The sequence below is a fragment of the Pseudonocardia ammonioxydans genome (genome assembly GCF_900115005.1).
Classification (GTDB): domain Bacteria; phylum Actinomycetota; class Actinomycetes; order Mycobacteriales; family Pseudonocardiaceae; genus Pseudonocardia; species Pseudonocardia ammonioxydans.
On record NZ_FOUY01000003.1, the window covers coordinates 56,185 to 68,909 of the forward strand.

General features: G+C 73.6%; 10 protein-coding genes. 2 read left to right on the forward strand and 8 right to left on the reverse strand.

What is annotated here, in order from left to right:
• Positions 1–42 precede the first annotated feature (42 nt).
• On the reverse strand, positions 43–993 hold the full coding sequence (locus tag BM093_RS04605) for an MBL fold metallo-hydrolase (RefSeq protein WP_218162658.1): 951 nt from the start codon (positions 991–993) through the stop codon (positions 43–45).
• 392 nt (positions 994–1,385) lie between these two features.
• Between BM093_RS04605 and BM093_RS04610 the strand changes: the two genes are divergently transcribed.
• Positions 1,386–2,168, forward strand: coding sequence for an IclR family transcriptional regulator (locus BM093_RS04610; RefSeq protein ID WP_093337683.1), 783 nt, complete (start codon positions 1,386–1,388; stop codon positions 2,166–2,168).
• On the opposite strand, the gene BM093_RS04615 is transcribed toward BM093_RS04610, so the two are convergent.
• Positions 2,161–2,922, reverse strand: coding sequence for an SDR family NAD(P)-dependent oxidoreductase (locus BM093_RS04615; protein ID WP_093337685.1), 762 nt, complete (start codon positions 2,920–2,922; stop codon positions 2,161–2,163). The genes BM093_RS04610 and BM093_RS04615 overlap by 8 nt on opposite strands.
• A 107-nt stretch (positions 2,923–3,029) precedes the next feature.
• Entirely contained in the window at positions 3,030–3,788 is a 759-nt protein-coding gene (locus tag BM093_RS04620; protein ID WP_093337688.1) for a class I SAM-dependent DNA methyltransferase, read from the reverse strand.
• Positions 3,789–3,952: 164 nt separating this feature from the next.
• Between BM093_RS04620 and fabG the strand changes: the two genes are divergently transcribed.
• A complete protein-coding gene (gene fabG / locus BM093_RS04625) occupies positions 3,953–4,711 on the forward strand; it encodes a 3-oxoacyl-ACP reductase FabG (RefSeq protein ID WP_093337690.1) in 759 nt (252 codons plus the stop codon).
• A 70-nt stretch (positions 4,712–4,781) separates the two neighbouring features.
• On the opposite strand, the gene BM093_RS04630 is transcribed toward fabG, so the two are convergent.
• The 5 genes from BM093_RS04630 to BM093_RS04650 form a co-directional block, all read right to left on the reverse strand.
• Positions 4,782–6,134, reverse strand: coding sequence for a GH39 family glycosyl hydrolase (locus BM093_RS04630; protein WP_093337692.1), 1,353 nt, complete (start codon positions 6,132–6,134; stop codon positions 4,782–4,784).
• A 311-nt stretch (positions 6,135–6,445) separates the two neighbouring features.
• The gene (gene cydC, locus BM093_RS04635) at positions 6,446–8,167 is read right to left on the reverse strand and encodes a thiol reductant ABC exporter subunit CydC (RefSeq protein WP_093337694.1); all 1,722 of its coding nucleotides are present in this window, start codon (positions 8,165–8,167) and stop codon (positions 6,446–6,448) included.
• Positions 8,164–10,110 (reverse strand): thiol reductant ABC exporter subunit CydD, encoded by a 1,947-nt coding sequence (cydD, locus tag BM093_RS04640; RefSeq protein WP_093337696.1) that lies wholly within the window; start codon positions 10,108–10,110, stop codon positions 8,164–8,166. The genes cydC and cydD overlap by 4 nt, the downstream gene beginning before the upstream one ends.
• On the reverse strand, positions 10,107–11,141 hold the full coding sequence (gene cydB, locus BM093_RS04645) for a cytochrome d ubiquinol oxidase subunit II (protein ID WP_093337698.1): 1,035 nt from the start codon (positions 11,139–11,141) through the stop codon (positions 10,107–10,109). Before cydB ends, cydD begins: the two co-directional genes overlap by 4 nt.
• Positions 11,142–11,168: 27 nt before the next feature.
• Complete coding sequence (locus tag BM093_RS04650; RefSeq protein ID WP_093337701.1) at positions 11,169–12,635, reverse strand: cytochrome ubiquinol oxidase subunit I; 1,467 nt, start codon at positions 12,633–12,635, stop codon at positions 11,169–11,171.
• Between the last annotated feature and the right edge of the window lie 90 nt (positions 12,636–12,725).

Genomic DNA, 12,725 nt, shown 5'->3' on the forward strand with positions numbered 1-12,725 from the left:
TCGTGATCCCGCCGTCGAGGGGCGGCCGGCCGACGATCGCGGTCAGGCGATGACCAGTCGTTGCAGATCGGCGCCGACGATCACCGGGCGGTCGTAGCCCACAGCGGCCATCTGCTCCCACCGTGCCGGGTCGACCGGGGAACCGAGATTCGAGATGTGGGAGAGCACGAGCCTGCCGGCGTCCGCCTGCTGTGCGACGGCGCCCACCTCCTGTACCTCGACGTGGGACTCGAGCATGTGCGTGAGGTCGGCCGGTGGTAGCTCGACGTCACGGACGTTGATCGCCTCGTGGACGAGCATGTCGGTGCCTCGGGCAAGGGTCGTGAGGTTGTCGGTCGTCCGGGTGTCGCCGGAGAACGTCACCGAACCGTGGTCGGTGTCGAACCGGAACGCGAACGAGGGGAAGACCGGCCCGTGCGGGACCAGAGTTGCCGTGACCTTCACCCGGTCGTCCTCCATGACGGGGAACGGTGGTGTGGGCGGCGAGGTGTTCCGATGCCCCGCACCCACCGGGGGGAGCGCGATCTCGTGGACCTCGGCGAGTGCGCGAATGTCGCGGATGGTCATGTCGCGCAGAAAGATGTTGTCGCTGTAGGCGTACGCCTCGTGGAGGCGCGCCGTCATCTCCGCGGTGCCGGGTGCAGGCGATTCCGGTGCGACGGTCGGCGCGGTCCCGCCCCCGAACTTGGGCGGCAGACCGCCGGCGGGACCGGGGCCGTACACCGGGACCGGTCCGGCGAGGGTGTCGCCCAGGATGTTCTTGATGTGCCCACCGAGCAGGAAGAAGTTGTAGTAGTCGGCGATGTGGTCGGCGTGCAGATGGGTGAGGAAGATCCCGCGCAGCGAGTCGAGGCGGAGTCCGGCCTCGACGTAACGGGTCGTCGCGGCCCTGCCGCAGTCGATGACGTAGGTCGCGTCGTCGACGACGAGCGCGGTGGCGATACCGGCCCGGCCCGGGTCGACCGGCGGCCCCGCCTGGGTACCGAGGAGCACGACCGACAACCTGCTCCGTTCCGGAGCGGCCGCTGTCGAGGTCGCGGTGCCGGCCGCGATCGAGCTCCCCGAACACCCCACGAGCCCGCCGAGCGCGGTCAGGCCCCCCAACGCCCCGAGCACGGAGCGCCGAGTGACTCCCCGGCTGCCTGGGACCCGCTCGTTCGACCCACACAACGTGCACATACGGACTTCCCCTCACGAGATCGACCCTTGACGAGATCGACCGTTACGAGATCGACGCTGGGGACCGTAGGCGCGGGGCAGGCGCCCGGGGAGTTCTGTTCGCCATCGCGCAACGGCAGTGTCGTGGAGGACGAGATGTGCTATCGCTGTGCAGGTCGTCTGCTCGGCGAGGGGCCCGCCGGCCGGACCCCGGGGAGGATGCTGCGATGACCTCGGCTCGACCGTCCGGCGGAGACGTGGCCTCGGTCACCCGTGCTCTGGCGGTGCTCGAGTGTTTCGAGGAGTCCGAGGAGCTTGGCGTCACCGAGGTCGCACACCGGATCGGGACGGCCAAGAGCACGGCGGCCCGCCTGCTCGCCACGCTGCGCAGGGCAGGTCTGGTGGAGCAGGAGGCGGAGTCCGGCCGCTACGTGCTGGGCCTGCGGCTGTACGAATGGGGCCAGCTCACGGCGGAGCGGCAGGCCCTGCGAGCGGTCGCCCGCCCGATCCTTCGTGATCTGTCGGCCGAGGTCGGGCTCACGGTGGCGCTCGTGTTCCCCACCGAGCGGGGCGTGGTGCACGTCGATCGTGCTGAACCGCGCGGCGCCGTGGACTTCTGGACGCGCCGGGGCAGCACCTTCTCCCACCACGGAGCAGGCGGGATCGTCATCGCCGCGAGCCGGCACGATCAGCCACACCGTGGGACGGGCCGGGGCGGGGACGATCTCGCCACCCGCATCGCCCGTGCCCGGGACGACGGCTACGCCCTGGAGTTCGGGCAAGTGATCAACGGGACCGCTTCCCTCGCGACGCCGGTACGGCGGCTCCTGACGACCGAGGCGGCTGTCGCACTGATCGGACCCGAGCAGTCGTTCCGCTCCCGGCCCACGGTCGGCCGGCTCGCCGCGCTCGGCCGGCACGCTGCCCGTGCGCTCGAGACGCGGGGCCACGGACAGCGAGCGGAACGGGAGGGCGGGGCCGGGGGCCCGGCCCCGCACGAACTCAGGTGATCGTGATCCCGCCGTCGACGGCGAGGGTCTGCCCGGTGACGTAGCCGCCCGCGTCGGAGGCCAGGAACACCACGGCCGCGGTGAGCTCCTCCGGGTCGCCGGTGCGGGCCATCGGGATCCGCTCGGCCATCTTCTCCAGGTAGCCCGGCTTGTACTGGTCGGTCATCTCGGAGGCGAAGAAGCCGGGGGCGATCGCGTTGACCCGGATGCCGCGGCGCTGGGCCCACTGCTGGGCCAGGTCCCGGGTCAGCCCGATGACGGCCGCCTTGGACGCCGAGTACGCCGCCTGCGGCAGCGCGGCGGTGGTCAGCCCGAGGATGCTCGAGATGTTGATGATGCTCGACCCCGGCTCCATGCGGGCCCCGCACGCCTGCGCCATCCAGTAGCTGCCGTTGAGGTTGACGTCGACGACCTGGGTGAACTGCTGCGGGGTCTCCTTCAGCGCGGGGACGGCGGTGCCGATCCCGGCGTTGTTGACCAGCACGTCGAGCCGGCCGAACTCGTCGATCGCGGCCTGGGCGAGTGCCGTGCAGTCGTCGGGGTCGGCCACGTCGGTGGCGACGGCGACGGCCCGTCGTCCGGTGGCCTCGACCAGCTTCACGGTGTCGGCGAGCCGGTCGGCGCGCCGGGCACCGAGCACCACGTCGGCCCCGGCCTCGGCCAGGCCCCGGGCGAAGGCCACACCCAGCCCGGACGAGGCACCGGTGACCACGGCGACCTTGCCGTCCAGTCGGAATCGCTCCATCACGCTCACGGTCGTGACCCTAACCGGCCGGATCGGGCGCCGGTGCGGCCGAGCCCGGCGGTGCGCTCGCGCCCGCGTCGATCGCCTCGTCGCGTCCGACGCGGGCGCCGATCTCGCTACGCCCGCGGGCGGTGCTTGCGGGCCACGACGGCCCGGTACAGCAACGGGTCCCGGCTCGTCGCGAGCCGGTGCCGGTAGACGGTGGAACCCAGCTGCTCGAGCTCCCCGGACGCCAGCATGGAGTTGATCAGTCCGGCGAAGCCGGTGGTGTCGCCGTCGGACAGGAAGTCGTCGCGCAGCGTGATGGCCACGAAGCCGTCGACCGCGACCATGTCGAACGCCGCCCGGAACGCCTCCGGCGGGATGTCGCCGAAGCCGAGCGCCGCCACGCACGTCATCGCGTCGAAGCCGCCCGAGGCGATCGCCGACGCCCGGTCCTCGTTGAGGGCGGTGAGGTCGAGCACGTGGTAGTCGTCGTAGACCCCGGGCCGGTCGCGCTCGGCGGCGTCGCGGGCCTCCGGGATGATGTCGACGCCGACGACCTTGCCGATGCCGCGGTTGCGGAGCTCCTCGGCGACGATGCCGTTGCCGGCGCCGACGTCGAGCACCCGCAGCCCGGACGGGTCGACCCGCTCCGCGGTGAGCTGCTCGGCCAGCAGGTCGCAGACCACGGGCGGGGACTGGCACTGCAGGATCTCGTAGAACAGCTTCTCGTAGAGCCCGGGGACCTTGAAGAGCTCGTCGTAGTCGTGGAACCGGTACTCGGTCCACCCGGTCCCGGTGTCGAGGACGCAGTACTCGGTGTCCTGCTCGTAGTTCGTGGTGGGTTCCGGCAGCGCGAGCCGGAAGGACGGTGCGGAACGCTCTACGGCCATAGAAGGACCTCCGGATCGGGAACAACGGACACCTCGACGGTAGTCGAACACGTGGTCCCCGGGCGGGGTGAGCAATGCCGCACACTCGCCTGCCCAACCACGGGTGGCGGGTGACACGATCGACTCCGGTATCACCGGCGATGACCGAGAACGCGAGGAGAGACATGACCCAGCAGCAGAGGACCGCCATCGTGACGGGCGGAGCACGCGGGATCGGGGCGGCGACGGCCGTCCGGCTCGCGGCCGACGGGCACAAGGTGGCCGTGCTGGACCTGGAGGAGTCGGCGGCCAAGGCGACCGTCGAGGCCATCGAGGGCGCCGGCGGCACCGCCGCGGCGTTCGGCGCGAACGTGGCCGACTCCGCGGCCGTGGAGCAGGCAGTGGGCGCGGTGGCCGAGCGGCTCGGCGCCCCGACGATCCTGGTCAACAATGCCGGGATCACCAAGGACAACCTGCTGTTCAAGATGTCCGAGGACGACTGGGACGCCGTCATGGGCGTGCACCTGCGCGGGTCGTTCCTGATGACCCGGGCCGTGCAGAAGCACATGGTCGACGCGGCGTGGGGCCGGGTGGTGAACCTGTCGTCGACCTCGGCGCTGGGTAACCGCGGCCAGGCGAACTACTCGGCCGCCAAGGCCGGGCTGCAGGGCTTCACCAAGACCCTGGCGATCGAGCTGGGCAAGTTCGGCATCACGGCGAACTGCATCGCCCCGGGCTTCATCGCCTCCGAGATGACCAAGGCGACCGCCGAGCGGCTCGGCGTGGACTGGGAGGACTTCAAGACCGCCCGCGCCAAGGAGATCCCGGTGCAGCGCCCGGGTGTGGTCGAGGACATCGCCAACACGGTGTCGTTCTTCACCGACGAGCGGTCGTCGTTCGTGAGCGGCCAGGTCATCTACGTCGCCGGCGGCCCGAAGACCTGAGCGGGCACCGACGACGGACGGGGCCGACCCACGGTGTGGGCCGGCCCCGTCCTGGGCTCCGGAGGGGTCGTCAGGTGGTGCTCTCCATCGGGACGATCGCCCAGCCGGGGATGTCCTCCTGGCCCGGCACCGGGACCGGGTCGGCACTGAGGTTCATCATCAGCACCGCACCGTCGGCGGAGCGGAACGCGGCGAGCGAGGAGCCCTGCGCGCGGCCCAGCTCGACGTCACCCTCGCGCAGCTTCGGGACCAGCCAGCGCCAGGCGTCGGTCAGCGGGGTCGGCTGCCCGCCGTCCTCCTCGGTGGCCGGGCTCCACAGCGACGAGTACTCCAGGTCCTCGCTGCCCTCCGGGCCCCACAGCAGGGCGCCCTGGGTGCCGGAGCGGGCCATCGCCTGCAGCACCGCCAGGGTGGACACCGCGCTGGCCGGGGTGCCGTAGCCGGCCTGGGCGTCGGCCGGGACGTTGGCGTAGAACTCCGCCCACCAGATCGGCAGCTGGGTCCGCTCCTGGATCCAGCGGTTGATCACCGCGAACTTGTCGGCCCCGACGTCGACCGGGGAGATCGCGTCCTGCTGGCCGCGGTTGGTCGTCGCGCCGTCGACGACCATGAAGTCCGCACCGACGTTGTTGGCCAGCCAGTAGTCGAGGACGTCGAGCGGGCGCTGGTCCAGCGCCCCCCACGGCCCGCGGATCGGGGAGGCGTCCGGCGAGTCCGGCGCGACGCTGCTCATCACCACGTACGGGCCGCCCACCTGCACGTCGGGCCGGACCGACTTCACCGCCTCGTAGACCTTGTTGTAGAGCTCGGTGTAGCCCTCGTAGTCCCAGCGGTTCTCCTCCTCGTGGTAGAAGCCCTTGAGCTCGTTCCACACGAGGACCCGGTCGACCTGCGGGTAGCGCTGCACGGCCTCCTTGGCGAGTTCGGCGTAGTCGTCGAAGAACTCGGGCAGGACCTGGCGCTCCAGCTTGTCCCAGGCCGTGACCCCGGGCGGGCCGCCCTTCATCCAGTCCGGCGCGCAGCACAGCGTGAGCATCGCCTTGCCGCCGGTCTCCTCGGTCAGCTGCATCCGGCGGTCGAGCGAACCCCACTCGTACTGGTCCGGCACCGGCTCGGGGTTCAGCGTCCCGAAGCCCATGAGGTGGTGGTTCTGGTACTCGTTGCCCAGGCTGGACAGGATGTCGGTGCCCCGCTGACGGGCCGCGGCCGGTTCGGTGTCGTCGAGGCTGTTCTGGGTGTGGGTGACACCGAGCTCCATCGGGCCCGGCTGCTGCTCCCAGGTCCAGCCCTGCTCGAGGTCGACGGCCCGGGCGGAGGCCTCCAGACCGGACGCCGGAGCCGGGTCCGTACCCGGGCCACCGGGGCCCGAGGTGCACGAGACCAGGGCGAGCAGGCCGGCCAGCAGGAGGGCCGACGCCGACACCCGGCGCGGGGTCGATCCGGACGACGGTGACGGCAGCAGCCGCCGCGGGGACGTCGTCGGAGTGGGACGGCGTGACGCTCGCACGGGTGGGGACCTCACGTTCTGGGCCGGGTCGTCCCGGGCCGGGTGGTTCTGAGCCGGGTGGTTCCGGCGGCTCTCGTACCGACCCGGCTCGTTCGGACAACGTCGCTGACTCGTTCCGCGGCCACCGACGAGACCGTGTCGCGACGTGACCGGCGCCCAGGGTGGCAGCGGGCTGCTGTGATCCTCCTGAGAGGCCGACGGTGCGCGGACGTCACCGGTACCGCCACTCAGGTGTTCGGAGCAGGGTAGGGCCGCGGTTCACCGCGGCCGTCACCAGGTCCGTACCGGCGGTGCAACCGCCCGTCACGCAGCGTGTGAACGGTGCGGACGCGCTCGAGGACGGCCGGATCGTGGGTGATCAACACCACCGAGCGGCCGGCCGCGGCGGCCAGCAGGTCGTCGAGGACGGCGTCGCGGGTGTCCGGGTCGAGGTGGGCGGTGGGCTCGTCGAGCACGAGCACCGCCGGGTCGACGAGCAGCGCGCGGGCCAGCGCGAGCCGGCGGCGCATCCCGCCGGAGAGCCGGGCGCCGTGCGCGCCGACCTCGTCGTCGAGGCCCAGGCCGGACAGCCCCACCCGGTCCAGCACCGCGGCCAGCTCCGCATCGGTCGCCGGCCGGCCGTTCTCCGCCGGCACCGCGAGGCGCAGGTTCTCCCGCACCGTCGAGTCGAACACGTGCGGGTCGGCGGGCACCCCCGAGACGACCCGGCGCACCTCGTCCGGCGGGCGGGTGGTCAGCTCGTGGCCGCCGAGGGTGACCGACCCGGCCAGCGGGTCCAGGAACCGGAACAGCACCGAGGCCAGGGTCGACTTGCCCGACCCGCTCGCGCCGACGAGGGCGACGTGCTCGCCCGCGGCGACGTCGAGGTCGAGCCCGGCGAGCACCGGGGGACCGTGGGTGCCGTCCGGCTCGGGGTGGGCGACGTGCAGCCCGCGGATCCGCAGCTCGCCCCGGCCGGGGAGCGGCGCGGGGCCCGGTCCGCGGTGGCGCACCGCCGGCTCCGCGGACAGCACCGGCAGCAGCCGGGCCAGCCCGGCGCGCACGGCGGCGAGTTTCGTGGCGGCCGCCGGGAGCGGGGCGACGATCTCGAATGCGGCCAGTGCGGTCAGCACGAGCACGGCCATCGGGACGGCGCCGAGCGTGCCGGCGTCGACCGCGGCGACACCGAGCAGCAGCGTCCCGGCGAGGGTCAGCCCGGCGACCAGCGCCCCGGCGCCCGCGCCCAGGCCGAGCACGGCCGCGTCGCGCCGGGCGGTGCGGGTCAGGTCGGTGTCGGCCCGTTCGACCGCGCGCACCGCCCGGTCGGTCGCGCCGTACGCGATCAGGTCGGGGGCACCGTCGAGCAGGTCGACCAGCCCGGTGGAGAGCCGGGCCCGGGCCCGCCCGGCGCGCTCGGCCGGCCCGCGCGAGAGCGCCGCGGCGACGGCGGGGACGGCGACCCCGGCCAGCAGGAGCCCGGCCGCGAGCAGCACCCCGCCGGGCACGAGCAGCGCGGTCGCCAGCAGCACGGCGCCGGAGCCCACCACGGCGGCGGCGCCCACCGGCAGGACCGCGCGCACCACCAGGTCCTGCACCGAGTCGGTGTCGCTGACCAGCCGTGTCACCAGGTCACCGGACCGGAACCGGTGCACCGGCTCGGTGGCCGCGAGCCGGGCGTAGACCCGGTTGCGCATGTCGGCCAGCGCCCGCAGCGCGGCGTCGTGGCCGACCAGCCGCTCGGCGTAGCGCGCGACGCCGCGGCCGACCCCGAGCGCCCGGGTCAGGACGACCGCGACCGACAGCGCCGTCACCGACGGGTGCTGGGCCGCGGTGGCGATCAGCCAGGCGGCCAGCGACAGCAGCCCCGCCCCGCAGGCGGTGGCGAGCGCGCCGAGCAGCACGCCGCCGAGCACCCCGCGCAGCCGTGGGCGCAGGACGGCGCCCGCCAGGTTCCACGTACCGGTGGTCACCGGTGCACCTCCCGCGCCATGGTGGCGGGGCCGCCGGTGGCGGCGCCCGGACCGACCGGCCCGGGACCGGCGTCCGCGGTCACGGAGACCTCGGCGGCTCCGGCCCTGCCGGCGCGGTCCGGGGACCCGGTGCCGGGGATGCCGGCGAGCCGGCCGTGGTCGATGTGGACGGTGCGGTCGGTGTGCCCGGCCCAGCCCGCGTCGTGCGCGACGACCAGGGCGGTCCGCCCGCGCAGCAGCTCCGCGGCCGCGGCCCGCACGGCGGCGGCGGAGTCCGGGTCGAGGTGCGCGGTCGGTTCGTCCAGCAGCACCAGCGGTGCGTCGCGCAGGAAGGCCCGGGCCAGCGCCACCCGCTGGCGCTCGCCGGAGGACAGCCGGGCCCCGCCCTCGCCGAGCGGGGTGTCCCAGCCCTGCGGGAGGCGCTCGACGACGGTGTCCAGCCCGGCCCGGCGGGCCGCGGCGTGCAGGGCGGCATCGGAGGCCTCCGGCTCCCCGAGGCGGACGTTGTCGGCGAGCGACCCGGCGAACAGGTGCGGCCGCTGGGGCACCCACGCGATCCCGCGCCGCCAGGCGTCCGGGTCGAGCTCGGCGAGCCCGGGGGGCGCGGCGGTCCCGGTACCGGAATCGCCGGTCGGCACCCGCACCGTCCCTCCGGTGGGGGCCACGAAGCCCAGCAGCACACCCAGCAGCGTCGACTTCCCGGAGCCGGACGGCCCGCGCAGCAGCACCGACTCCCCGGGCCGCACGTGCAGCGACAGCCCGGTGAGGGCCTCGTCCGGCGCACCCGGGTAGCGGACCCGCAGGTCGTCGACGAGCAGCGCCCGCCCGGCCGGGGCGGGGGCCGGGGGTGGGGCCGTCCCTCCCGTCGCGCCGGCCCCGCCGGTCCGGTCCGCCCGGTCCAGCTCGTCGAACACCTGCCGGGCGGCGGCGACACCCTCCATGCTGGCGTGGAAGCGCGCGCCGACCTCGCGCAGCGGCAGGTAGGCCTCGGGGGCCAGGATCAGCACGAACAGCGCGGTCGCGTAGTCCAGGTTCCCGTAGAGCAGCCGCAGCCCGACCTCGACGGCGACCAGGGCCACCGCGAGCGTCGCGAGCACCTCGAGGACGAACGCGGACAGGAACGCCACCCGCAGCGTCCCCATCGTGGCCCGCCGGTGCTCGTCGGTCGTCTCACGGACCTTGCCGGCGACGACCCGGGCCCGCCGGAACAGCGCGAGCGTCGGCAGCCCCTGCACCACGTCGAGGAAGTGCCCGCCGAGCCGCGACAGCAGCCGCCACTGCCGCTCGGTGCGGGCCCGGGTGTGCATCCCGACCAGCACCATGAACACCGGGATCAGCGGCAGCGTCACCCCGATGACGATCGCGGAGATCCAGTCGGCGTCGGCGACGACGACCAGCACCGCGCCCGGGACCAGCACGGCCAGCACCAGCTGCGGCAGGTAGCGGGCGAAGTAGTCGTCGAGCGCGTCGAGCCCGCGGGTGGCCAGGGTGACGATCTCCCCCGTCGAGCGGGCCGGGTCGGGTGCCGCGGTGGCGAGCGCGCGGACCAGGCGCATCCGCAGCTGGGACTTGGCGCGTGCCGCGCTGCGCAGCGCCGCGGCCTCGGCGCCGTAGGACAGCAGCGCCCGGGCCAGCGCGACCACGGCCACCGCCGCGACCAGCCCGCCGAGGGTGTCCAGGCCGGCGCCGGTGCCCAGGAAGGACCCGTCGGTGCCCCAGGACGGGGTGGCGCCGGCGACCACGCGCGACACCAGCCACGCCTGGGCCAGGATCAGCCCGGTCGCCGCGACCCCGCAGCCCGCGGCGACCAGCAGGTGCACCCGCACCGCGCTCGCGGTCCGCAGCAGCCGCGGGTCCACCGGTGGGCCGCCGCCCGCCCGGGACGCGGGCCCGGTCCCCCCAGTGCCGGTCGTCGCAGGGCCGGTCGTCGCCGGGCCGGTCATCGGGGCGCCGGTACCTGGGGCTCGACCCGCTCGCCGCCGAGCCGCTTGCGGAACACCCAGTAGCTCCAGCTCTGGTAGGCCAGCACCAGGGGCAGGAACACCACGGCGACCCAGCTCATCACGGTGAGCGTGTACGGCGCCGACGCCGCGCCGGCGACGGTGAGTGTGTGCGCCGGGTCGGTCGTCGAGGGCAGCACCTCCGGGTGGAGCTGGCCGAACAGGACGACCGACAACCCGCCGACGGCCAGGGCCGTCGCGGTGAACGCCCAGCCCTCGCGGCCGAGGAGCAGGGCGAACCCGGCGATTGCCAGCGCCAGCCCGGACGCCCAGGCCACCGGGGTGGTCCAGGACGGATCGCGCAGGGCCAGCGTGGCGGTCAGGAAGGCCGTGGTCAGCAGCAGCACCGGCACGACCGCCCGCACGGCGAACCGCCGGGCACGGCGGCGGACCGGGCCGTCGGTCTTCAGCGCGAGGAACACGGCGCCGTGCAGCAGGAACAGTGCCGTGGTGACCGCGCCGCCGAGCAGGGCGTAGCCGTTGAGCAGCTCGCCCACCGAGGCGGTGACGACGGTGTTCGCGCCGTTGCCGGGCGCGGAGGCCACGGTGGGCAGGCCGCGGACCAGGTTGGCCAGCACCATGCCCCACACGAAGGCGGGCACCAGCGACCCGACGCCGATGCAGACGTCCCACCGCAGCCGCCAGGCGTCGTCGTCGCGCTTGTGCCGGTACTCCAGCCCGACCCCGCGCAGGATCAGCGCCAGCAGCACGAGCAGCACCGGCAGGTAGAACCCGGAGAAGGTGGCCGCGTACCAGGCGGGGAACGCCGCGAACATCGCGCCGACCGCGGTGATCAGCCAGACCTCGTTGCCGTCCCACACCGGGCCGATCGCGCCGAGGGCGACCTCGCGGTCGTCCTCGGTGCGGCTCAGGGGGCGCACCAGCATCCCGACGCCGAAGTCGAACCCCTCCAGGACCAGGTAACCGGTCCAGAGGACGGCGACGGCCAGGAACCACACCGTGGGCAGGTCCATGATCTCCTCCTGGGAGCTCGGTGCCGACTAGTAGGTGAACGCCGGTTCGCGGTGCTCGGCCGGCTCGGGCGGCGCCCCGCCGGAGTCCGGGCCGTCATCGGCACCGGGGTCGTCGGTGGCCGGCACCGCCGGGCCGGGACCGGCCTTGACGTAGCGGAACAGCAGGCCGACCTCCACGACCGCGAGCACGCCGTAGATGAGGGTGAACGCGGCGAGGGAGAACGCGACCTGGCCGAGGCTGACGCCGGGGGAGACGCTGGCCGCGGTCAGCAGCTCGCCGTGCACCGTCCAGGGCTGGCGGCCCATCTCGGTGAGGATCCAGCCGAAGATGTTGCCGGCCAGGGCGGCGGGCAGCGCCGCGACGACGACCCGGTACATCCACCGGCTGCGCGGCAGCCGTCCCCGGCGGGTCAGCCACAGCCCGGCGACCGAGACCGCGACCCCGGCGAGCCCCAGGCCCATCATCAGCCGGAACGACCAGTACAGGACGGCGATGTTGGGCCGGTAGTCCCCGGGGCCGTAGTAGGCCTCGTACTGGGCCTGGACGTTCTCGATGCCCTGCACGGTGCCCCACGGGTCGCCGGTGGCGAGGAAGCTCAGCACCCCGGGGATCTGCAGGTTGATGTGGTTGCGGCTGCCCTCGATGTCACCGACGGCGAACAGCGAGAACCCGGCGGACTCCTCGGTCTGCCAGAGGGCCTCGGCGGCGGCGATCTTCATCGGCTCGTGCTGGGTGGCCAGCTTGGCCTGCTGGTCACCGGAGACCGCGACGAGCGCGCCGGCGATCGCGGTGACCAGGAACCCGGCGCGCAGGCTCTTGCGGAACAGCTCGTGCACTGTGTGGTCCGGTTCCTGCGCCGCACGCCGTTCCTGCAGCAGCTTCCACGCGCTCACCGCCGCGACGAACAGGCCGGCGATGACGAACGCGGCCGCGACCACGTGCAGGTAGGTCGACCAGGCCTGCGGGTTGCCCAGCACGGCGCCGATGTCGGTGAGCCGGGCGCGCCCGGTGGCCTCGTCGACCTCGAAGCCGACCGGGTTCCGCATCCAGGCGTTCGCGGCGAGGATGAAGAACGCCGACAGGTTCGAGCCGATCGCGGCGGCCCAGATGCAGGCCAGGTGCACCCCCTTGCGCAGCCGGTCCCACCCGAAGATCCACAGACCGATGAAGGTCGACTCCAGGAAGAACGCGATGAGCGCCTCCATCGCCAGCGGGGCGCCGAAGACGTCGCCGACGAAGGTCGAGTAGGTGCTCCAGTTCATCCCGAACTGGAACTCCTGGACGATGCCGGTGACGACGCCCATCGCGAAGTTGATCAGGAAGAGCTTGCCGAAGAACGTCGTGGCCCGCAGGTACTCGGCGCGGCCGGTGCGGTGCCACGCGGTCTGCAGTGCGGCGACGATGACCGAGAGCCCGATCGTGAGCGGCACGAACAGGAAGTGGTAGATCGTCGTGACCCCGAACTGCCAGCGCGCCAGGTCCAACGCGTCCATCTGCGCCCCGCCTTCCGCGAAGTTCTACGTTCAGTAGTAGTTCTACCGTACGTAGAAGGTGAGCGCGCGACCAGCCGCCGTGGGGTGCGT